This window comes from Bartonella gliris, assembly GCF_045277155.1.
Lineage (GTDB): Bacteria > Pseudomonadota > Alphaproteobacteria > Rhizobiales > Rhizobiaceae > Bartonella > Bartonella gliris.
This window is the reverse complement of sequence record NZ_CP123962.1, coordinates 1,629,755-1,651,599: the sequence shown is the minus strand read 5'-3', so window position 1 is coordinate 1,651,599 and position 21,845 is coordinate 1,629,755. Positions and strand designations below refer to the sequence as shown.

Genomic DNA, 21,845 nt, shown 5'->3' with positions numbered 1-21,845 from the left:
CCGCCACACACCACAGATTGAGAAAAAAGCCCTTTAAAACCTCATAGGCAGAATATTTGAAGCTCCTGTTTGACGTGATGTTTGGGTATGCAAAACTTGGAGCTGTTCTTGAAAATCGTTGAAAGAAACAGCAGCATATTCAGGATCTTTGAGAATATTTTTATAGAGCTCGTATTTTGCACGCGCTTTAACAAGATCAAATGCATGAATGAACCAAGGATTATCCTCTTGCGTGCCCATTCCCTCTCTAAAATGCATGCGCGCATAAGAAAGACGCACAGTCTCTACATTTGGAGGCGTTGGGAAGAGTCCTATTGTCTGATCAGCACAAGTATAAAAGAGCGGAGTTGCTAAAGGAGGTTTTTCTCCATATTGTTTTTGCAACGCCTCAGAGGTTTTAAAGAACAATTGTGTTTGTGTTGGAAGATATGTTCCTAAAAACACCGATTCGAGCACCATGTCCGGTTGACGAAAAAAGCCATCCTCTTGTCCATACCATGTTTTTCTTGGTTTTGTTTTAAATGTCACCACTCTTTTTTCATTAAAGAAGAAAGGTTCTCGTTCACACAAACGCAAAGCGGTAAAAATGGAATCTTGAATTTGAGCAGAATATTCCGCTGTTGTATCGTCAATTTCATCTTGAATAAGCGTAACCATATGATCAAAAGTTTTATAACGGTCTAAATCTGTAAAATCATGATGATTGGTATCGGTAGGCAAAACAGTCATGAGCAGTGATAATCCTTTTGCGTGTGAGGCATTTTAGCTCTCGCTCCCCCAGCAGAATATTCTGCTGAGGAGAGAGTGTACAAACCTTCAAACAGCGCTGTTAAGGTAGGCGCACCAGAAGTTCAGATTACGCGTATAGCGCAACCCTTTCCCCTAGACGCGAGAGAGATTTCTCCCCCCAAGGAAAGTGTTCTGCTGAGGAGAGAAGAATTTGCAAGCTTTCAGAAGAAAGCCCTTTAAGCAGGTGCTCCATAAGTTGGGATGACGATTGTAGCGAAATCCTGTGCCCCTTGCGTACTTCCTGGTAAATTATAGCAAGTTTTTTTCATACCGATAATGGTTTTAGCCGCCACACCGAACTCGCGTTCATAATCGAACAGCTCTTCGACCAATTTATAGCGTGTAGCCCCACGGTCTTTACCAAAAGCAATGACAGCACTTTGTGCTCCAAGCAGAACAGCACGGCGCACATTTGGCACAGCCTTTTGCGTTGTGCCTGACTCGACACCTTCAGTGACATGTTCCGCTTCACGCAAGACCACCCCATTATACATACCAAGCGATCCATCATAGAGAGGGTTTTTGATACGGCTTCCACTATAGATTGCCTTCGTAATATCAAGCCACTGCCCAGCATCTGTATTGGTTCGCAATTGCGTCACTTGTGTTGGATGAAGATAAAGCACATAGACATTTTCGCCCTCAATACGCACGGGTCTAATTTTGGGATTTGCCAATTTAGCACGTTCGACAGCCTTATCGATGAGCTTGAGATTAAAAACATCACTTTCTTTTAAATCCTCATCTTTTGTTTTCCCATTGGGGCGCACGACACGTTTATCGGTTGGTGCGGTTGGTGCATTAAATCCGTAATGAACGGGTTTAAGGGTAATAGTACGTCCTTCAAAGTTAATGGCTTTTGCGGTATAGCCACACACTTGAATAAAGAACATCATACTCAGACGATCAGCATACCAATCGACCAAGCCATTTTTGGCTTCGGTACGCAAATCATGGAGAACGCGTTGCTGATCAATAGTGCCTTCATTTTTGACACGCACAGCATGAACGAGTTCGTTAATTGCCAAGCGATCATTGAGAAATTGCAGGGCTTCTTCATTGCCTTCGAGTGCCTGCCCTTCACTCACCCCATCACCAAGCAACTGCACACGCAAGCCAAAGCTAATAGCATCCCCACTTGCTTTATTGGTTTCGTCTTTTAATTGTACGATACTGTTGGAATCGCTTCCAATCAACGGAGCAATAGGAATTGCTTTTGAAACTTCTTGGTTCAGTAATTTAGACCATGTGCGCACAGCCATTGGGTCATTAAGTCCGACATAAGTTACGGTCATTTTATCCTCTTAACGATTATTGATATAAAAAACCCGGCAAAGCGCCGGTTATTGATACTCCACATCTCTTCATTTTGCAGACGATGGATTGGTTATTGCGACTTCTGTTTATTGCTAGCTTTTGCCTCCCCCCCCCAGAAATTCTCTTTGAGATTCCCCACACACACATTCCCCCTTGAAAGGTCACCCCCCATGCTTGCACTTGAAGAAATTTCCGCCATATTCCACTTTAAGAATTCCCCCCCAACGCATGCCTGTTTTAGAGGTCACCTCCGCCCATTAAACGGTTAAAAGCAGCTTTGTTTTTGGGATCATTAACCCAGATGCTAAATTCTGCCTCAGACATTTTATCAAGCATATCTAAAGAAATGGGACCACTTGGAGTCAAACCGTTAGAGGCCGCCAGTGTCCGTGCTGAATGATGCCTGTCTTGCAAATTTTCCACAGTGTTACTCTGGAGATTTTTATAGCCAATTTTTTGCGCAATATTGTAGATCACTTCGGCAGGGTTTTGATTTTTTTGCGCACAATCACGTAAGATCTGCTTCAATTCATTACCAATCACTTCATCAATGACTTTGGGATCAGCCATTTCTGGATAGAGGGCAGCACAAGCAGCCAATTGTTTAGCACGCGTCTCATAAATAAAATCAGCCGCTTGATCAAAGTCATGATGCTTTTGTTTAACAGTACTCACAGATTGCTGATAAAAAGAATACAACTGTTCTGCTTCAGGAACAACCGAAGTGTGTTGTTGTTTGGCATGCAACAATCCCTGTTGATGGAGTGTTTTTCCCAACCATTGCATATACCCCATGAAGTCTTTTTGCGGATCTGGCGGTGCATCCCCCCCGTCCATTCCTTGAACACCTTGTAACGCTCCCTGTTGTGCGCCCTGCTGTTGATATCCTTGCTGGTGCCCTTCAAAATGGCCTTCAAGCGTTTTTTCCCTTTCTCCATCTGCAATTTCAGTGTTTTCTTTCACTTCGGTTGTGGAAAGAAAATCCTGTCTCAATTGGTTTTGTTCTGCTGGCGTTAAGTGTTCTTGATCCATACTGTTTTGGCCCTCTCTGTTTCGAACAATAAGATTTATGTTTTCTTCAAATGAAAGAGCTTATTTCTGCATATTTGCCATCTGCAAAATAGACTGCATCATCTGCTCTGCTCCAGCATCACCACTCTGTTGGAAAGCATTTTGCTCCTCCTCAAGAGCACTCTGCTTTTGCGCTTTCAGTGCAATTTTGTGAATGAGTGATGCAGGCAAAGGCGAATAGCGCAAGAGATCAAGCATAATCTCTGGCGTTGTAAAATTCTGCATCAAAGGCAACAATTGCATAATGAGTGCAAATGTCCGCTCTTTTTCATTAAGACTTGTTGGTGCATCATCGACGACAATATCATATTCCAAACTGGTCACCATTTCCCGTGTGAGTGGCACATACTGAGCATTTTCGTCACCAGCAATGCGCACCAATCGCCCATCGGAGAGATAATTTTGAATAAGATAGAGAATAATTTTTCCCTGTCGTTGCCGATATCGACGCAAACCATCAAAAAAGGAAGCCAACAAATTGAGTGAAGATTGGCGACGTTGTTGTTCTAAAATCCCTGGTTGGTTTACCGCCCGTGTCCCCACAAATTCAGAAGACAAGCCCGTCACCTGTTCGATTGCGCTCTTTGCCTCATTAAACAATTGGAAAAAGCCTTGCGGGAATTGTGCCACGGGTTTAGGCTGGATTCTTCCCCCAGAAACCGCACCACTTTTCAACCAAGTAATACTATCAGCTCTTGCCCAACTTTCCACAGCTTGCCGGTCATCATCAAAAGCATCCCGTTCCGCCATGATTCCGCCTTTTGACTGACTATTGAGCAAATGCATGACTTGACTAAAATATTTATTCGCCCATCGTTGCGGATCTTTTGTTGGTTTAACAATGCCATAAAACTGTCGACTGAGCTTATCAAAAGTGCCAGTAATACACTCCCACCCCAATTGATGAGGCGGCACCAAGGGCTTATCAGGAACATCAAGCAATTTTTTTCCCAAAAAGGCGCGTTTAACAATTTTTCTGGTCGATCTCGTTGCTTGGATGTTAGGATACTCTTTCCATAAGCTTTGAAACTCAAGCTCGGAATAATCGGTAAACTTTCCAGTAAGCGGATCAAGCACCCTATAAACAACCTCGCGTTCGAACCAGCGGCATTCGGCCAGCGTGACCATTTTAGGGCTCTGAAAACTGCGCCCCTCATCCTCGCCATAGCTTTGCGTATCGCTATTGCTCATGTGATGCAAAACGCTATAATTTTTAACCCAATCCGCATGAAGATCGCTCCAATGAACATGAGGAAACATTTCTTTAGCAACCGCTAGGGGTTTTTCATCAATATACCAAACATGCTGCGCATCAATGAGATTAGGCTTCACAGCACTTGCATCCCAGACCATTTTCATTGGATCTAATCGCGCAATGACCGGTTTACCCTGCGGATCTTCTTCATAGTCAAGGCGTGTATCTGTCCACCCCATTCCGCAAATAATGGCATCTTGAAAAGCATCGGAATCTTCATACTCACCATCCGCCTCATCACGAAACCACTCAGCCGCTCCGGTTAAGATTTCATTGGCAAAAGCAGCACCTTCTTGGCGTGGAATAAATTGCACTTGTCGTTTATTATTGCGCTCCGCCCCAATCACAGCATTAATCAAAGGTGCAATACGGTTAAATGTCATAACCGGTCTATTTTGTTCTCGCAACACGGCAAGATCTTGCTCATTCCACTGCCGTCCATTGTAAAAATCATAGTCTTCTTGGGCATTTTTTCGCCATTGTTCAACATGGGTAATATCATCCTGATACCAGCCAACGAGTTTTTTAAAGAGTGCCTGATATTCAAGCGGCTCTAAAGAATCAAAAGAATTGGTAGAAATATTCATTAAAAAGCCATCCATGATGTTTGAGAATGGTGAAAAGAACGATAGGTATTTTTTCGGGGACGAACATTGGGCTGTTCATAAGCCACACACATGAGACCAAAACTATCAGCGCCATGGCTTGCCCAATCATGTTCGGCGCCTAATCCAATATTACGTTGTTCATCCCGTTTTTCGTGATACCAAGCCAGCGCTTTTCGTCCAGCTTGTGTGGTATCGCGATTAAACCATATGGCAGGAAACAAACGTCTGACGGCTTCAATACGCATTTTAACTGCCCCCAGCCCTTGATTAGGAATCACCTTGGTTTGAAACCCAGCCTGTTGGAGAGCACTTTCAAAACTGACATTATAAACACGATCTTTTGTCGCCCCATCATGGGGCAAGACCATAAGCGCCTTATCATATCCCCTTTGAAACACCCACCCCACATGCTCTGAGAGAGGCTGTCCCTGTGCTTCATAGTAATCAAGGACGCGGATTTCCCGCCCAACAAATTGTGCCACCCACAAAGCCGTTGCATCGGCCTTTGCGCCTGTTCCACCGATATCCCAAAAGATTTTGACCTGCATCAGCGGATCACGTGGAACAGTGGTAATGCGCCCCTCCTGCTCTGCTTGCAAGAGTGCTTTTTGGTAATAAGCGCCTTGAACAGCTTGTAGATATTCTCCTTCCCAAATATGATTATACTGTTCGGGTCTTTGTGCTAAATCCGCCTTACGATCTCGATTGAGTTTTTCAGGAAATTGAGGATTATCGCGCCAATTGATCTCAGCACCTTTGATATTGGGATCATCAACATTTCGGAATCGTTTTTCAACGGGCGCATTTTCTCGACAAGGGTTCCATGTCACCCATAATTCAGCATTCCAATCTTTTCCTTCTTCGCGCAATGTTGGAATAAGCGTTTGCCAAGCAGTCTCAGTCACTGGCTCCGCTTCATCAACCCAGCAGAGAAAAACCCGCCCCATCGATTTAATACTTGCGATATTACGATCCAGCCCCGCAAAAACATAAATGATACGCCCATCTTTTGACTTAATATACTTATCGCCGACTTCATAATAATCCTGTAGAAAAGGATAAGCTTCAATGGCACGTTTAATTTCTTCTAATGAACTTTCATTGAGTGAATTTTGAAACTGTCTTGCACAGAGAATAATACCGCGTTCTCCAGCCTTTCCATGCCGATATCCAATCACAGCAGACATGAGAGCAAAAGAGCGTGTTTTTCCAGAACCCCGCCCTCCCCAAGCGGCACGCACATCAGCTTTTCCAGCAAAAACAGGAAGTAGCTTTGGAATAAGAGCAATTTGAGCCGTTGTCATAAATCCTCAAACACTCCCATCCTTAACCAGCCCCTCCAGCCATCACGCCGCCCAATACCACATCCGTCAAAAAGCAAGCTCCTCAAGCTCTTCCCCCCTAGGGATACCCCCCTTAAAGCTCCACATTCCTTCAAAGCAATACACCCCCCTCAAGCTCCACACCACTTAAGCCCCCTATCCGCTCAGACTTCATATCCTTTAAAATCACTAGTGCAATCTCAAAACATGAAGTTATTTTAATATCTCCCCCTACCGCTCCAAGTAACTTAGAGAGCCAGAACTTTCGCAAGATGCGCAAAAACTTCCAACAAACGGCACACACATCAGCTTTTAAGCAAAAACGGGGATAAATTTTGAAATAACAGCAATTTGAGCCGTTGACATGAATCCTCAAAACCACGCTCTCCAGGCACTATAGGTCTACAGATATCACGGCTTCCAACACCACAACCCCTAAAAAAAAACGAAGGTCCCCCATATTTCCCTCCTAGAGTAATCTAGGGGGGCACCACCCCCCCCTTAAAGCAACCCTATCCTCAGGCTCCACGCCCCTCAAGGCTTGATCTCCCTCTCAGAAAGCGTATCCCCCTCAGGCTGCACATTCTTTGCAACAACCGGCACAATTTCAACACGCGAAATTGTTTTAACCGCCTCGCCCCCTTCTCCAGTTACTTGCAGAGGCAAAACTTTTGCAAGAAGCGAAAAAAAAGGCACAGGATTATTGAGTGCATGATATTGAAGATAGGATACCAATCCATCTTCACCATAGTGATACCCAGCTTGTTCAGCGGCTGTAAGAAGGGCTTCATTAAAGCGCTTTGTTGTTTTATTCAATGCACCTTTTTTGCGCCCTCTTCGCCGTACGGGAAGACAACGTTCCTCTGCCATCAGTATATTCTCTCAAATGAGGTATAGAATAATGTCTTGAGAGAGAAATCAGTAAATAAAGTGAAAAAAAACAAGACCACTTAACAACATTGCCCCCCACATAAAAGCAGCAAATAATGGGATGGCTTAGGTAATTTCTACTAGAATTCCTTCCTTATCTTGTGATGTACTTTCTATAATATACCCAAAAACTCTACCTGCATATTATATCAGAAAGCTCAACCTCATAATACCATAACCGTCTTTACCATCTAACGAAAGACACAATTCTCCCACCTACTCATCTCTTTATAAGAGGAATAAAAATGAAAGAACCATACCATAGATAAAGACAGCGACAGTAGTACGGAGGTTGAGCCTTCTGACACAATACACAAATAGAGCTTTCAGATATACTATAGAAAGTACATCACAAGATAAAGAAGGAATTCCAGTAGAAATTACCTAAACCATCCCCTCTCCAGAAGAATATCTCCCCTAGAAATCTTTTTTATTGCGCACACAATCACACAATGAGATTCATAAAAATTTGGAACATTGCAAAAAAATCGGAAAGTTCAGGAAACCCCGAAAAAGGAAAAGCATGCAAACTTGAAAAATCTCAAATCAGCAACATTGTCTATAACTCTATACCCTTGTCTCTACGTTTCTCTACGGTATTTTACAGCTTCATTTCCGAATTTACTTTTCGACTTAAATGACTTTTTTAGGACTTAGATGATTTTTTTAGATTGAGTTTTCTTTCCGACTCATTTTCACTTGCCTACACTTGCCTACACTTGCCTACACTTGCCTACACTTGCCTACACTTGCCTACACTTGCCTACACTTGCCTACACTTGCCTACACTTGCCTACACTTGCCTACACTTGCCTACACTTGCCTACTGATTAACTTTTTATCCACTCATTCAGCTGGCTGGCCTCATCATTCGGCTTATTCAGCAGCGCGGTCAGCAGCGCGGTCAGCAGCGCGGTCAGCAGCGCGGTCAGCAGCGCGGTCAGCAGCGCGGTCAGCAGCGCGGTCAGCAGCGCGGTCAGCAGCGCGGTCAGCAGCGCGGTCAGCAGCGCGGTCAGCAGCGCGGCAACCTCTTCACCACTCTTACTCTTTTTCTCTATTGTTCTCTTATGATTGATTTCCCCAACGCGATTGCGTTTATTGATAGATCCCACGCCTGAAAAAAGACGCAATCCGAATCATATAATTATGTTATCTGTTTAGATTTACCTTGTCAAGTTTTTTATGCTTTCACTATCATTTTTTTCAAGCACCCTTTATTAAGCCCCCTTTTCAAGTATCTTTGGCTTTTTCTTACTTTTCAGGCAAAAAGACCAAGCGATCTCCTTGTTTTGTAATTTTGACAGTTGTTTCATCATGAATATTTCCAAACAAGATGTTTTCGGCGAGCGGATCTTGTATTTCTTTTTGAATGATGCGCTTAAGAGGGCGCGCGCCATAGAGGGGATCATAGCCTTTATTGGCGAGAAATTCGCGCACTTCTGGTTGGATTTGCAAGGTTATTTTGCGTTCATCAAGCAAATTTTGCAACTGTTTCATTTGAATATCGACGATAGCTTCCATATCTTGGCGTTGCAATCTCTGAAAAAGGATAATCTCGTCAATACGGTTTAAAAATTCGGGACGGAAAGCCGCTTTAACGACATTCATAACGTCATTTTTGGCTTGATCGGTTGTTTGTCCTTCAGGCAACGCGGTTAAAAACTCAGCTCCAAGATTAGAGGTCATAATGAGTAAGGTATTGCGAAAATCGACGGTTCGTCCTTGACTATCGGTCAATCGTCCTTCATCTAGCACTTGCAGCAAGAGATTAAAAATATCCGGATGTGCTTTTTCAATTTCGTCGAACAAAACGACCTGATAGGGTCTTCTGCGAACAGCCTCAGTCAGCACACCACCTTCTTCATATCCGACATATCCTGGCGGAGCGCCAATTAGCCGTGCACCAGCGTGTTTTTCCATGTATTCAGACATATCAATGCGCAACATTGCATTAGGATCTTGGAAAAGAAAAGCCGCAAGAGCTTTGGTTAATTCAGTTTTTCCCACCCCCGTTGGCCCTAAGAACATGAAAGAGCCAAGCGGGCGATTTGGATCTTGTAGTCCAGCACGAGCACGGCGCACGGCGCGAGCAACAGCTTGAACGGCTTCGCCCTGTCCAATAACACGGGTGCTAATTTCATCTTCCATCCGCAACAGGGATTCCCGCTCTGCCTCGAGCATCCGATCAACAGGAATACCGGTCCACCGTGAAACGATACGCGCCACATGTTCAGCGGTCACGGTTTCTTCCACCAAGTTATTTTGTTGGTCATCATTTTCAGCAACACTGAGTTGCTTTTCAAGCTCCGGAATGACACTATAAGCCAATTCACCAGCGCGTTGAAATTGTCCATCACGTTGCGCGATAGCTAAAGCATTGCGTGCTTCTTCGAGTTGTTTTTTCAAATCCGCAGCATGACCCAATTTTTGCTTTTCGGCCTGCCAAGCAGTTGTCATTTCTCTAGACTGTTGTTCCAATGTTTTGAGTTCGTCTTGCACGGTTTGCAAACGTTCTTTTGCTGTTGGCTCAATGTCTGTTTTCAAGGCTTCGCGTTCGATTTTCAACTGTAAAATTCGCCGATCAATGGCATCGAGTTCCTCCGGCTTTGAATCGACCTGCATCCGCAAGCGCGCCGCTGCTTCATCAATGAGATCAATAGCCTTATCGGGCAAGAAACGATCCGTAATATAGCGATTTGAGAGTCGAGCAGCAGCAATCAAAGCACTATCAGCCAAGCGTACTTTGTGATGTTGTTCGTATTTTTCTTTGATACCCCGCAAAATAGAGATCGTGTCTTCAAGCGTTGGCTCAGGCACAAAAACGGGTTGGAAACGGCGTGCGAGAGCTGCATCTTTTTCGACATATTTTCGATATTCGTCGAGCGTTGTAGCCCCCACACAGTGGAGTTCACCCCGTGCAAGAGCAGGTTTTAGCAAATTAGACGCATCCATAGGACCGTCAGATTTTCCAGCTCCAACAAGATTATGCAATTCATCGATAAACAGAATAATTTGACCATTTTCAGCTTGTACTTCTGCCAGCACAGCTTTGAGACGTTCTTCAAATTCCCCGCGATATTTTGCCCCCGCGATCAGTGCTCCCATATCGAGCGCATGAAGTTGTTTGTCGCGCAATGTTTCAGGAACATCACCATTAACAATACGCAGTGCCAAACCTTCCACAATTGCGGTTTTTCCCACTCCAGGTTCACCAATGAGAACGGGATTATTTTTAGTGCGACGTGAGAGAACCTGAATGGTGCGGCGAATTTCTTCTTCGCGACCAATCACAGGATCAAGTTTTCCCTCTCGTGCATCTTTTGTCAGATCACGCGCATATTTTTGTAAAGCTTCATATTGGCTCTCAGCATGGGGGCTTGTTGCTGTTTTTCCTTTACGCAAAGCATTAATAGCCTGATTAAGAGCCTGCGCTGTGAGCCCTCCACTTGTTAAAATATCAACGGTTTTTGCGGACTTTTCCATGATAAGCGCTTGCAACAGGCGCTCCACGGTAACAAACTGATCACCGGCTTTTTTTGCGAGATCTTCGGCCATGTTAAAAGTTTTTGCCACCGGCTGAGAGAGATAGAGCTGTCCATTTCCCCCTTGTACCTTAGGCAAAGCATCAAGCGCTTCGTTAAGCGCCTTTCGAATAAGGGAGAGATCACCACCTGCTTTTTGGATTAATGACGCCGCCAACCCTTGAGAGTCGTCTAACAGCACTTTTAACAGATGTTCAGGCATAAACTGCTGATGATCAGAAGAAAGGGCGCTATTTTGTGCAGATTGTAAAAAACCTTGCAGCCGTTCGCTATATTTTTCTAGGTTCATTTTTCTTCCTTTCTTGCACACCACATCTCTTGGGCACCACACCAGCGCACTTTAACTCCCCCAGAATTCCACAAAAGAGACATCCCGAAAAGACCGACCAAACCACACCAAACACTGCAAACGATGCAGCATAAAGAACAACGGTAGTGCTAAAAGAAATATGGGTTTTCATGCGCCCCATAACAAGAGGGAAAGCACTTAAACAAGGAGAAATTGTGAGGAAACAACAGCGAGAAAAACCATAGCAAAAAGGATTATAGCAAAGAGCTCCCCTCGATAACCACAAAATAGCAGCAACGGTCTGTTCTCCTCCCTCACTCTCAATACTGCATTTTCTCGCAAGCTTCACACAAAACAGGCAGCTTCTTCAATACAAACGTGCAGCTCTCTCAACACCCCTAGTCCCTCAACGCCATCACTCTACCTTTTGATTACAAGCTTCAAACATCTCGATTGCCTCAATTCCAAATGCGCCACTCTCCATCCATCCCCCCCCAGAGTTTCTCGTTAGCTCAAAATACCCTGCTCTTCACCAGCTTAAACCCTTAAAGCCCTTCCTATTACTTTCAAACAGCCAACATCCCCCACCGTTTAGACACATACTTTCCCTGAGATCCATCCCCCCCTAAAGTTCCCTCCAACCCAAAGCTTAAGTCCTCAACACTCATCAACGATAAGCTTTGTCGTCTTTTTTATTCTTCTTCGTCAGCTTTGTGTGGCGGCGGCGGTAAAATATAAGCGCCTGAAAGCCACCGGTTCAGATCAATTGCCCAATATCATATAAAATAAAGCACCGTGTTGAACAGAAAGGAGTGGAATTTTGTTGTGCCATCTGCCCACAAATTGGACAAGGATGCGGAGGGCGTAAAGGAGATGTCTCTGTTTGTGTTAAATTGGGCTCTCTTGGCTTCACACTTCAAACAACTCAGTTTTCATCTGCTCAAACACCCAGGCTTCCCAGCGCAAACACTCAACTTGTTAGCTTCAAGCTTCAAATACTTAGCTCTCATCCAACACAAACGCCCCCCCGCAACAAATCCCCCTCAACGCAAACACCTGAGTGTCTCCTTAGCTCAAAATACCCAACTCTTCACCAGCTTAAACCCTTAAAGCCCTTCCTATTACTTTCAAACAGCCAACATCCCCCACCGTTTAGACACATACTTTCCCTGAGATCCATCCCCCCCTAAAGTTCCCTCCAACCCAAAGCTTAAGTCCTCAACACTCATCAACGATAAGCTTTGTCGTCTTTTTTATTCTTCTTCGTCAGCTTTGTGTGGCGGCGGCGGTAAAATATAAGCGCCTGAAAGCCACCGGTTCAGATCAATTGCCCAATATCATATAAAATAAAGCACCGTGTTGAACAGAAAGGAGTGGAATTTTGTTGTGCCATCTGCCCACAAATTGGACAAGGATGCGGAGGGCGTAAAGGAGATGTCTCTGTTTGTGTTAAATTGGGCTCTCTTGGCTTCACACTTCAAACAACTCAGTTTTCATCTGCTCAAACACCCAGGCTTCCCAGCGCAAACACTCAACTTGTTAGCTTCAAGCTTCAAATACTTAGCTCTCATCCAACACGCAACAAATCCCCCTCAACGCAAACACCTGAGTGTCTCCTTAGCTCAAAATACCCAACTCTTCACCAGCTTAAACCCTTAAAGCCCTTCCTATTACTTTCAAACAGCCAACATCCCCCACCGTTTAGACACATACTTTCCCTGAGATCCATCCCCCCCCTAAAATTCCCTCCACCCCAAAGCTTAAATCCTCAACACTCATCAACGATAAGCTTTGTCGTCTTTTTTATTCTTCTTCGTCAGCTTTGTGTGGCGGCGGCGGTAAAATATAAGCGCCTGAAAGCCACCGGTTCAGATCAATTGCCCTGCACCGTGTTGAACAGAAAGGATAGGAATTTTGTTGTGCCATCTGCCCACAAATTGGACAAGGATGCGGAGGGCGTAAAGGAGATGTCTCTGTTTGTGTTAAATTGGGCTCTTTTGGTATTCGCTGCGTCTGTACTCTTTGTTCACGCGACTTCAGTGTTTTTTCTGATAACACCTTTTTTTGGTTTTTCTTCCCCTTTACTTGTTGCTTTTTACCCTGTTCCATTGTTTTTGCCTGTCAACAAATTCACTCGTGTATTTCTCCATTCCAATTGGAAAGAATTGGATAACGATAAGCCGTCAGGAGATCCATTGTTTCAGCCAATGGCAACCCCACCACATTAGAATAAGAACCAGCGATATGGACAACAAAAGCGCCCGCTTTTCCCTGAATAGCGTAACCACCAGCTTTTCCTTGCCATTCACCAGAAGCCAGATAAGCTTTCATAAGAGCGGAGGTCAATCGTCTAAAACGGACGCGACTTTCGACCAATTTTACAGTTATTTTTCCCCGTTCATTAAGCGCACAAAGTGCACCATAGACCTTGTGAGAGCGTCCAGAAAGAAAGCGCAAACACTCATAAGCTTCGTCTTCACTCTCTGGTTTTGGGAGAGTAACGCGCCCCACAGCCACCACGGTATCAGCAGCCAAAATCACAGTTTTCTGTGCTGATATAGCCCCTTGGCTCTTTTGGTTACACCACAGCAAACTTTCTTGTGCTTTAAGTGCTTTTTCTTTTGCCAAACGCTTTGCAAGAGTTGCAGGATGTTCTCTTAATTTTGGTGTTTCATCGATATTGGTTGCATACACATGATGAGGATCAAGACCTATTTGCGCTAAGAGCGCCAAACGACGCGGCGAAGCAGAAGCAAGCACCAATTGCATTTCTTCTAAGTGGTTTTCTCCTGCATGTTTTTTTCCCAAACAGGTTTCCCTTATAATTCCCATTGCTGCCCCCATTCCGATTACTGCTCCTCACAGTGATTTTAGCCCTCGCATTATTCGTTTTGATATCAGCAATCCTCTTAATAAATCGCTTGAAACCCTTTACACACTGATCTGATGCATCCACTGGATGATTTTTAATTCTTTCACTCTTTTAAAAGTTTTCATTCGCCTTTTAAAGTTTTTTATTCTTTGAGGAAAGATAACAGCATTTGAGGGGGGGGGAATGCTCTTGCTTTCAATGAAAGCACAAACCAGCCATAACCTATTTATAGCGATATGTAATCCGCCCTTTTGTCAAATCATAAGGGGTCATTTCGACCATAATTTTATCACCGGCTAATACACGAATACGGTTTTTGCGCATTCTTCCAGCGGTATGAGCAATAATTTCATGATCATTTTCCAGTTTCACGCGAAACATCGCATTTGGGAGGAGTTCGGTTACGATTCCTGAAAATTCCAAAACTTCTTCTTTGGACATAAACAATAGTTTCCTTTACGGTTAATAATTTTATAGTTTACACATTTTTAAAGATGCGCATTATTTTCAGTGTTCATACCCTATTTTCTTGACTTTGTGAACAAAAATTCAACAAAAAGGAAAAGGGGGTTCTTTTGTATTTGTTGCCTAAAACACTTTCAAAAAGCTTTTACAGATGTATGAGCATGACCTTTAAGTAGGTTTATCTTACACTATTTGTATACCTGTTAATGCCCCCTCAACAAACACTTTTTACCTGTCTCACGCCTGCTCTCACCCCATCCTTTGATACACGCTTTGCGCCGCTCTCACTCCCCTCTTTTTACGCACTCTTCACCGCGCTCTCCAACCCTACTCGCCCCTCCCATCAGAAACCACCCCACCAAGAACCACACCATCTTCCCCCTTCAACACCCCCATCACCAAACTCTGCCACCTCTTTTCCCCGTTAAAAGCCAGCCCATCCTTCATCCCCCCCTTTCAAACCATTCACAACACCATTTTCACTTCACCCTTTACGCACAACTCTTCAATCCTCCCTTATTGCACTTTCCATCCTCTCATTACGTTTTGTAGAGCACACGAAAACACCCCTCTCTTCTGTGTTCCATTTCTTTAATTCCCCATTTACGTTTTTACGCTTACACAGAAAAGTGCTCCCCCAAGCCAGTGCAACACCGCGTGATATAACAGCGTCTCAAAATTATCTTTAAATCCCCTAGCCACCCCTTTTAGGGCTTCATAGATCAACTGTTGCCCTTGAAATTTTTATGCCTTTGCATTGTCTGCATCAATCAACAAAAACACAAAAAACAGACGCTCTTTCCTTCAAGCTGCTCTGTGAGCACGTAACACCACGGCACACGAAACACATATTTCAAGGCAACCTTAGGGATCACCTGTTTACAAATAAGGACGCCCTCATCCATCTTGGAGACTATTATTTTTACCCAGCGTTATCTTACAACTCAGCTTTTACCATTGATCTCCCTCTTTGCTTCACTCTTTAATGCACCTTTACCCCCCCCCCAAAAAAACGCTTTACCCGTCTTCCACCTGCTTTCACCCATCTCCTTTTAACTTACCCCTTCGCCCCGCTCGCCAGCCCCATTCTCCCCCCATAAAAAAACACCACCAAGAACCACACCATCGCGCTTTGGCTTAAATCCTTCGTCCGGCTCTCCGCCCTCCTCTCTAAAACATCCTTCATCCCCCTTTTTACCCGCTCACTGCATCACTTTTCGCCTCACTCTTTACACATTCTTCACGCACTCCCCTTGAACTTTTGCACTTTCCATCCTCTCATTACGTTTTGTAGAGCACACGAAAACACCCCTCTCTTCTGTGTTCCATTTCTTTAATTCCCCATTTACGTTTTTACGCTTACACAGAAAGCAGGAAAGACTTTTGATAACAATAATCGTTGCACATCCTTGAATTATGCTTTGGTGATATAAATACAGATTAAAAGCTATCATCACCCTGCTTGTCATTTGACTTCAGATAAAAACGAATAAAATGCAGGATTCATTATTTTTAGCCTCTCAAAGAGAGTGAACTTTGTCGCGCGAAAGATCTCTAATCGCTTTGACTTGCATTTTTTCGTAGAGCTTGTGCATCACCTTCATATTGTCGCGACACACATCAATGATAGATTTTTCAGCCAATATAATATTAAATGTTAAACGTGCGTTGTCGAGATTTCCTAGCCGTGTATAATGAGACGCCATTGCTTACCATGCTCCGGCATAAGGTAAACTACCTTTTTGATTTTTCGATAAACTATTCGATAAACTATAAGCCTCATTTACCGTCTGATATTTCACAGGATTGCAAACAAGCACCACGTTTTTTAACAACATCAATTTCCGTTAATGCTGTTTTAAGGCTCCCCACCATTGCCTTACTATTGGAATACCTAAACAAATCATTTTCCACTATACTCCGTTGCGTATCAAGGAGTCGTGATAAATCCCCGCTTTTTCCAACGTTCCGAATATGGTCACATAAATCATTCCGTACACCATGTAACGGCTTAACCAACAACCTATTATCAGTATCTTACATAGAGCCTGCTTCGCAGGAAAAAATCCGTTTTAATTCTTTAGAAATGATAACTTCCTATCACAACCCTTTCTCTAACCAATCTGGACCATATTCTTTATCAGAATTCTTAGTGAAAAACCTCATATCACGAATAAATTTAGCTCCATTTTGATATTTATGAAACAAGTAAGAAACAAGAATGTGTGAACTGATAGCTCTGTCATTACTAACCATTTCATCCTACTTGGCTATCCTCTGCTTTAGCAGCTGCCTCTGATTCAGCAATATAAATACTGTCCTGATCTCAACTATTTTCTTGCAATTCCTCACGTTCAGCATCGGTCATGTATTCTTGGGCATTCTTTTTTATCAAAAACCCCTTACCATGGTAGATGTTAACAGACTAATCTCATGACTGAATCTGAACAACAAAACTACAATTCATTTATTAACAATTATAACCAAATCTTGACAATTATATCGAAAATGTGCACCACACATTATAACCAAAATGTGTCTTGCTTTATTTCATAGCAAATATCATTTTTAAATTTAATTATTTATAGGAATTTACCGCATGAAACGTGTTGTTTTAGCTGCAGCTTTGTTGTCTGTCTTTTCTTCAGTATTATCCCCAGTAACGGCTAATGCACTGCCAGTAGGAAATGGCTGGGGGAGTAAGAGGGATGCGATAGTGAACAGAATTCTAAAAGAAAATGGTTGGGGAGAGAGATCGAGAGCGATTCTTAACAAAATTATTTCTCCTGAAAGGAAAAATCTCTTTTCATATGACCCGGACAGATTTAAAATTGAAAAAAAGCATTTTTCAATTCTCTGGGCTATGGGATTGAGGTATGATTGTAGAGATCTTGACCCGAAAGAGTACAGTGGCATGCAATGGATGTCATGCTCTCTTACGTCTAAGTGGTAAATAGAGAGAGGCTCTTGATAAAGGAAGCATCTCGTGTTGCACGAGATGCGCAGCCTCACAAAGAAGCACCCATATTTTGAGCGATTTAGGTCTTAGAAAAGGGTGTATGGCTAAAAAGTGGCATTAAAAATACGCATCGGAAGTAAAGGATGAGAGTTCTTTATGGCGAAGGCATTCAATCGCCTAGGTGCAAGAGCAGCAAGAGTGTGCCATGTTTCTTTGCACTCAGCAATCTCAATAATGAAAGCCAACAATTTTTGTATAACTTGTGGTATATCTGTTGTCACAAATGACATTTCTGTAGGCAAAAAAATTCGCTTAAAAAGAAAAATGATGGGAATGTCACAAAAACAATTAGGTCACCACTTAGGAGTAACCTTTCAACAAATCCAAAAGTACGAAAAAGGCTTAAATCGTGTGGGCGCCGGACGCTTGCAAGAAATTGCCGATATCCTAGATGTTCCGATTTCCTTTTTTTACGCTGATCTCGCAACAAAAGAAAACGCCCCATACTCTGGTGATGAAGGAATAGCCAGCAAAGAAGAATATGTCCTTTTGAAAAATTTTAGAGTACTCAAACCCAAAAAACAAAAAGCAATTTTGTGGTTAATTGCTAATGAGCATGAAAACTTTTAAAGAATCTCTTGCTAAAGGATAAGTTATCATATACGTCTCCCTTTTAGGAAAGAAGTTACAATTCCCCCCCTAAAGGAAATGTCCTGTAACTTCTTTCTTCTTAATTTCACTCAAAAAATCTCCATCATTTCACGCTTTTTTCTGAATTAAGCAAAGTATGAGAAAGAGCGTTAGAGATATAATTCACCCTTTTTCCTCAATAATCGCGCAATTTTTACAATGCGCATAAGGTGATGTTTACGTTTTGTCTTGAACTGCTTTCACGCCACATGGCTTGATTTTGATGCGTTTTCCCTAAAAAGTGAGAGTGAAAATGAAGAACGATAGTTAAAGGCAGGAGAACAAATGCATCACTCCGTTTCACATGAAAAAAGCCATGCGTAAATCTTATTGTTAAAGCAACAAAATCGGCGATCATCCAAATTGTCCATCATTATGAAACGAAAAAGTATCTGTACACAAAGATTTTCGGCCCACGCAAAATCTTTTGCCCCACATAACATCTCTATCTCTAGCGCAAATCAGTCATAGCTCAATTTGAAGACACTGACAAAAGCAAAGACAACCTCAAAAAAAAGAGGCGACACTCTCAACAATGCCGCCTCTCTGCTTATCAAGATATATAAATAGAAAGTATGTTTATATAGATAGAAAGTTTATTGAAAAAAAAAGCCCTAAGAGGAAGAAGAAAACCAATTTGCCAACAACTCATACCTCACGGGATCATCAGCGCACTGCCCACTTCCACATTCAAGCACGGTAGAAACCAAATTTGCTGCAATCAAAAACACAAAGAGGAAAGTTGCTACTTTACTCAATACTGGGGAAGGAGAAAACATTTTAAAGTTACGCGACACTTCACTTAAAATCATAACGAAGGCAACGGCAAAAATACAAAGGACTGAAATAATGAATGCCCAAGTATAAAAATGCAAGCCCAAGAAGGTTGAGCCGTATCCAAGATCATCAGGTGTGATATGTAAAAAGACCTGCCTAGCGGCAACAACACTGGTTACCATACACCCAAGAATAACCATACAATAATGGGTATTTTTCACTCTGTGGTGGATATTGAGCAAAAAGCCACAACCTGCAAGCATTAAACCAACACGTTGCAGAAGACAAAGGGGGCATGGCAACTCAAACTTTACCAATTGATAATAAAAAGCGACCAACAGGGAAACGGATAATCCCAAAAGCCCTAACGCATTCATAAATATAATGAAATGATGATTTTTGTGTTCAACATGTTCCATAATTATTCTCTCAAAAAGACAGATTTAAAGATGAGGTTGCATGGTGATTAAAAGTAAGAAGAATGACCACCAACAGAATGACCCACAAGACATAACTTATATTTTTTTTGCCATAGACAGTTGTTATTGCTGTCCCCAGAGCGATCAAAAACGGAACAAACATTACAAAAATCTCCCTTCATTATCGTGAAGCGCAACATATCGCAAAATTTGTCAAAAAAGAGACATTGAATTTATTATTCACAATTCATCCCCCCTTATTACCCATTATTATGATCTTTAAAATCACCTTCAAAACGAGAGAAAACCACAGGGTATATAGGCTGCTAAAAGTGAATTTCAAGTAAGGTATTTGACTGCATGCTGCTTTCTCCAGCAAGCAAAAGAGCATATTTTCCCAATTATTAACCATGAAAAAATCATTTAAACAGCAAAAGAAGTATTATTCACTCCATATTGAGATTTTTACATCCCTTATTCACAATAAAACACATTTATTTTTGCCATAAAAATCCCTCTTTTGTCACAAAGCATTGGCTTAAATTGCAACATGAACGAGGATATTATGGCTATTTCTTGCCCTTTTCAGCAAACAAAAAAGATAAGAAACTCTAAAAATCTTATAACAAGCAACCTATTGATTTATAAGTATAGTTATTATTTTGCAGCTTGAATAAGCGTACTGGATATTGCAATCTTCTCTTATTTCACCCCCTCTTCTATTGAAGAGATCACAACCATTCCCTTACACATCACAAACAGAGCTAGCGTGTAGATAAAAGCGAGGGATCAAAATGTGGAAAAAACCGTTTAAGAAAGGCGTAAAAATGCCTGCTATGGACCTTCTCAATGCAAGAGCAATCGGCAACATTGGGGAGCTTGCAAATAGTGTGATAGCATGACAGTACGGGCTTACTCCTTGATAAGCGTAATAAAGAGAGTAGTGGCTCAATGGCTTTACCCCACTTCACAGATTGCTTTCGTAAAATGGGCTTGGGAGTATTAAGAGATATTTCGTTAAAACAAGCGCGTGAATTGGCAAGACAATAGCATTCTGTTCTTCGTGAGAAGCGCTGTCCCCCTGAGACACGTGAAAAACAACAGCGCGAGAGACGGTGCGTAATCTCGATTATTTAAAAGATACCGCTTTGGATACTTTTGCAAGTCGTAAAGCAGAATTAAAGGGCAATTGCAAGGATAGTACCTGATTTCACCTTAATGGCCTTATCTTTGCCTCAAATGAGGCTGTTTACCCGTTTCAGCGAAAACACATAAATTGAAAGTTTATTAAAACAGGCCTTTAAGACGCGGCAGCAAGCCTATGTGATAACACTCCATATCTTAATATCTTACAGTGTCAACCAGTGCATAACCCAGTTCCGCATTCAAATATGGCAGTAAGCAAGTTTGCTGCAATCAAAAGCACAAAGAGGAAACTTACCATTTTGCCGAGCACTAGGAAAAGAGAAAACACTTTAAATTTGTCTGCTAATTCACGTAAAATCATGATGAAGGCAACCGTAAAAATATAAAGGACTGCAATAACGAATGCCCAAATATAAAGACGCAATCCAAAGAGTGTTGGACCATCTGCAAGATTACCGAGTGTGATCTGTAAAAAAATCTGCCTAGCAGCAGAGAGACAGGTTACCGCACAACCAAGAACGACCATACCATAATGGACATTTTTCACCCTATGGAGAATATTGAACAAAAACCCACAGCCAGCAATTACAAAACCAAGGCGTTGAAGAAGACAAAGAGGGCATGGCACTACAGACGACTGAGTCTTTGTCAGTTGATAATAGAAAGCCATCAACAAGACCATGCATAACCCAATAAGTCCCAATATATTCATAAATATGATGAAATGATGTTTTTTTTGTCTAACATGTTCCATAATTATTCTCTCAAAAAGACAAGTTGAAAGACAAAACCACATGGTAATTAAAAGTAAAGAGAGTAGCAATGAACAGAATTATCCAGCAAATATAACTTATATTTTTTTTGCCACAGACAGCCATTATTGCTGTACCTAGAGCGATTGCAAACGGAACAAACATTGCTAAAATCTCCTTTCTTATTGATGCGCAATCATATTGCCAAATTTGGCAAAAAAAAGGCTAAGAACTTAATTTGCTCATAATTGTTATTTTGATTATTTTTACGACGATAGAAAAAACAATGAAGTATAAAGGCTACTAAAAGTGGATCTTAACAAAGATATTTAATCATCTTGTGACTTTTTATCGAGAAAAATGGGGGATTTCTTCATCCTGATTATAAAAGAAATTTGAACAAAAAGATAAGTATCATTGCTGTAATATGGAGGTTTTTACTTGCCTCTTTTCACAAGAGAAGACACTTATTTTTGTCATAAAAATACCTCTTTTGTCACAAAGCATTGGTTTAAATTGCAACATGCACGAGGATATTATGGCTATTTCTTGCCCTTTTCAGCAAACAAAAAAGATGAAAGTCTCTGAAGATCTCTCAGTATCTCTGAAATCTTACAAAGGAGATGAATGAGAATGAAGCTC

20 protein-coding genes and 2 pseudogenes are annotated in these 21,845 nt (G+C 42.1%); 2 read left to right on the top strand and 20 right to left on the bottom strand.

Annotated elements, in window-relative coordinates:
• Positions 1–33: 33 nt before the first annotated feature.
• The 16 genes and pseudogenes from QHG54_RS07415 to QHG54_RS07340 all read right to left on the bottom strand — a co-directional run bounded on the left by QHG54_RS07415 (position 34) and on the right by QHG54_RS07340 (position 16,479).
• Positions 34–729 (bottom strand): hypothetical protein, encoded by a 696-nt coding sequence (locus QHG54_RS07415; RefSeq protein ID WP_317993756.1) that lies wholly within the window; start codon positions 727–729, stop codon positions 34–36.
• 236 nt (positions 730–965) lie between these two features.
• Positions 966–2,084: a N4-gp56 family major capsid protein gene (locus tag QHG54_RS07410; protein ID WP_317993757.1), complete on the bottom strand. Its 1,119-nt coding sequence runs from the start codon at positions 2,082–2,084 to the stop codon at positions 966–968.
• Positions 2,085–2,343: 259 nt separating this feature from the next.
• On the bottom strand, positions 2,344–3,138 hold the full coding sequence (locus QHG54_RS07405; protein ID WP_317993758.1) for a hypothetical protein: 795 nt from the start codon (positions 3,136–3,138) through the stop codon (positions 2,344–2,346).
• Between the two features lie 60 nt (positions 3,139–3,198).
• On the bottom strand, positions 3,199–5,019 hold the full coding sequence (locus tag QHG54_RS07400; RefSeq protein WP_406604112.1) for a portal protein: 1,821 nt from the start codon (positions 5,017–5,019) through the stop codon (positions 3,199–3,201).
• The gene (locus QHG54_RS07395) at positions 5,019–6,344 is read right to left on the bottom strand and encodes a phage terminase large subunit (RefSeq protein WP_317993760.1); all 1,326 of its coding nucleotides are present in this window, start codon (positions 6,342–6,344) and stop codon (positions 5,019–5,021) included. The genes QHG54_RS07400 and QHG54_RS07395 overlap by 1 nt, the downstream gene beginning before the upstream one ends.
• A gap of 552 nt (positions 6,345–6,896) precedes the next feature.
• On the bottom strand, positions 6,897–7,232 hold the full coding sequence (locus QHG54_RS07390; protein WP_317993761.1) for a hypothetical protein: 336 nt from the start codon (positions 7,230–7,232) through the stop codon (positions 6,897–6,899).
• A gap of 890 nt (positions 7,233–8,122) precedes the next feature.
• On the bottom strand, positions 8,123–8,422 hold the full coding sequence (locus QHG54_RS07385) for a hypothetical protein (RefSeq protein ID WP_406604111.1): 300 nt from the start codon (positions 8,420–8,422) through the stop codon (positions 8,123–8,125).
• Positions 8,423–8,543: 121 nt separating this feature from the next.
• Positions 8,544–11,123, bottom strand: coding sequence for an ATP-dependent chaperone ClpB (gene clpB / locus QHG54_RS07380; protein ID WP_317993763.1), 2,580 nt, complete (start codon positions 11,121–11,123; stop codon positions 8,544–8,546).
• A complete protein-coding gene (locus tag QHG54_RS07375; RefSeq protein ID WP_406604110.1) occupies positions 11,104–11,472 on the bottom strand; it encodes a hypothetical protein in 369 nt (122 codons plus the stop codon). The genes clpB and QHG54_RS07375 overlap by 20 nt, the downstream gene beginning before the upstream one ends.
• Positions 11,473–11,815: 343 nt before the next feature.
• Positions 11,816–12,024, bottom strand: a pseudogene (gene yacG, locus QHG54_RS07370) (DNA gyrase inhibitor YacG); the annotation flags it as partial.
• A gap of 352 nt (positions 12,025–12,376) precedes the next feature.
• Positions 12,377–12,585, bottom strand: a pseudogene (yacG, locus tag QHG54_RS07365) (DNA gyrase inhibitor YacG); the annotation flags it as partial.
• Between the two features lie 341 nt (positions 12,586–12,926).
• Entirely contained in the window at positions 12,927–13,232 is a 306-nt protein-coding gene (gene yacG / locus QHG54_RS07360; protein WP_317993764.1) for a DNA gyrase inhibitor YacG, read from the bottom strand.
• Between the two features lie 21 nt (positions 13,233–13,253).
• The gene (locus tag QHG54_RS07355; protein WP_406604109.1) at positions 13,254–13,955 is read right to left on the bottom strand and encodes a Maf family nucleotide pyrophosphatase; all 702 of its coding nucleotides are present in this window, start codon (positions 13,953–13,955) and stop codon (positions 13,254–13,256) included.
• Positions 13,956–14,217: 262 nt separating this feature from the next.
• Positions 14,218–14,436: a translation initiation factor IF-1 gene (gene infA, locus QHG54_RS07350; protein WP_004857577.1), complete on the bottom strand. Its 219-nt coding sequence runs from the start codon at positions 14,434–14,436 to the stop codon at positions 14,218–14,220.
• Positions 14,437–15,980: 1,544 nt separating this feature from the next.
• Entirely contained in the window at positions 15,981–16,166 is a 186-nt protein-coding gene (locus tag QHG54_RS07345; RefSeq protein ID WP_406604108.1) for a hypothetical protein, read from the bottom strand.
• A gap of 73 nt (positions 16,167–16,239) precedes the next feature.
• Entirely contained in the window at positions 16,240–16,479 is a 240-nt protein-coding gene (locus QHG54_RS07340) for a hypothetical protein (RefSeq protein ID WP_406604107.1), read from the bottom strand.
• A gap of 580 nt (positions 16,480–17,059) precedes the next feature.
• On the opposite strand from QHG54_RS07340, the gene QHG54_RS07335 reads away from it, so the two are divergent.
• Together QHG54_RS07335 and QHG54_RS07330 are read left to right on the top strand one after the other, a co-directional pair.
• Positions 17,060–17,413: a hypothetical protein gene (locus QHG54_RS07335; protein ID WP_317993768.1), complete on the top strand. Its 354-nt coding sequence runs from the start codon at positions 17,060–17,062 to the stop codon at positions 17,411–17,413.
• A gap of 240 nt (positions 17,414–17,653) precedes the next feature.
• Positions 17,654–18,049: a helix-turn-helix transcriptional regulator gene (locus tag QHG54_RS07330; RefSeq protein ID WP_317994075.1), complete on the top strand. Its 396-nt coding sequence runs from the start codon at positions 17,654–17,656 to the stop codon at positions 18,047–18,049.
• Between the two features lie 674 nt (positions 18,050–18,723).
• On the opposite strand, the gene QHG54_RS07325 is transcribed toward QHG54_RS07330, so the two are convergent.
• From QHG54_RS07325 to QHG54_RS07310, 4 genes are all read right to left on the bottom strand, one after another.
• The gene (locus QHG54_RS07325) at positions 18,724–19,305 is read right to left on the bottom strand and encodes a disulfide bond formation protein B (RefSeq protein ID WP_317993769.1); all 582 of its coding nucleotides are present in this window, start codon (positions 19,303–19,305) and stop codon (positions 18,724–18,726) included.
• A 10-nt stretch (positions 19,306–19,315) separates the two neighbouring features.
• Positions 19,316–19,468 carry a DUF5993 family protein gene (locus tag QHG54_RS07320; protein ID WP_317993770.1) on the bottom strand — a complete coding sequence of 51 codons (153 nt, stop codon included), beginning with the start codon at positions 19,466–19,468 and terminating at the stop codon, positions 19,316–19,318.
• 1,194 nt (positions 19,469–20,662) lie between these two features.
• Complete coding sequence (locus QHG54_RS07315) at positions 20,663–21,205, bottom strand: disulfide bond formation protein B (RefSeq protein WP_406604106.1); 543 nt, start codon at positions 21,203–21,205, stop codon at positions 20,663–20,665.
• A gap of 10 nt (positions 21,206–21,215) precedes the next feature.
• On the bottom strand, positions 21,216–21,368 hold the full coding sequence (locus QHG54_RS07310) for a DUF5993 family protein (RefSeq protein WP_406604105.1): 153 nt from the start codon (positions 21,366–21,368) through the stop codon (positions 21,216–21,218).
• Positions 21,369–21,845: the final 477 nt, after the last annotated feature.

Coding starts and splice junctions, on each gene's coding strand:
- QHG54_RS07390 (WP_317993761.1), bottom strand. CDS start 7,232: ATGGCAGAGGAACGTTGTCTTCCCGTACGGCGAAGAGGGCGCAAAAAA.
- QHG54_RS07400 (WP_406604112.1), bottom strand. CDS start 5,019: ATGAATATTTCTACCAATTCTTTTGATTCTTTAGAGCCGCTTGAATAT.
- QHG54_RS07335 (WP_317993768.1), top strand. CDS start 17,060: ATGAAACGTGTTGTTTTAGCTGCAGCTTTGTTGTCTGTCTTTTCTTCA.
- infA (WP_004857577.1), bottom strand. CDS start 14,436: ATGTCCAAAGAAGAAGTTTTGGAATTTTCAGGAATCGTAACCGAACTC.
- QHG54_RS07395 (WP_317993760.1), bottom strand. CDS start 6,344: ATGACAACGGCTCAAATTGCTCTTATTCCAAAGCTACTTCCTGTTTTT.
- yacG (WP_317993764.1), bottom strand. CDS start 13,232: ATGGAACAGGGTAAAAAGCAACAAGTAAAGGGGAAGAAAAACCAAAAA.
- QHG54_RS07330 (WP_317994075.1), top strand. CDS start 17,654: ATGAAAGCCAACAATTTTTGTATAACTTGTGGTATATCTGTTGTCACA.
- QHG54_RS07325 (WP_317993769.1), bottom strand. CDS start 19,305: ATGGAACATGTTGAACACAAAAATCATCATTTCATTATATTTATGAAT.
- QHG54_RS07405 (WP_317993758.1), bottom strand. CDS start 3,138: ATGGATCAAGAACACTTAACGCCAGCAGAACAAAACCAATTGAGACAG.
- QHG54_RS07415 (WP_317993756.1), bottom strand. CDS start 729: ATGACTGTTTTGCCTACCGATACCAATCATCATGATTTTACAGATTTA.
- QHG54_RS07355 (WP_406604109.1), bottom strand. CDS start 13,955: ATGGGAATTATAAGGGAAACCTGTTTGGGAAAAAAACATGCAGGAGAA.
- QHG54_RS07320 (WP_317993770.1), bottom strand. CDS start 19,468: ATGTTTGTTCCGTTTTTGATCGCTCTGGGGACAGCAATAACAACTGTC.
- QHG54_RS07310 (WP_406604105.1), bottom strand. CDS start 21,368: ATGTTTGTTCCGTTTGCAATCGCTCTAGGTACAGCAATAATGGCTGTC.
- clpB (WP_317993763.1), bottom strand. CDS start 11,123: ATGAACCTAGAAAAATATAGCGAACGGCTGCAAGGTTTTTTACAATCT.
- QHG54_RS07410 (WP_317993757.1), bottom strand. CDS start 2,084: ATGACCGTAACTTATGTCGGACTTAATGACCCAATGGCTGTGCGCACA.
- QHG54_RS07345 (WP_406604108.1), bottom strand. CDS start 16,166: ATGGCGTCTCATTATACACGGCTAGGAAATCTCGACAACGCACGTTTA.
- QHG54_RS07315 (WP_406604106.1), bottom strand. CDS start 21,205: ATGGAACATGTTAGACAAAAAAAACATCATTTCATCATATTTATGAAT.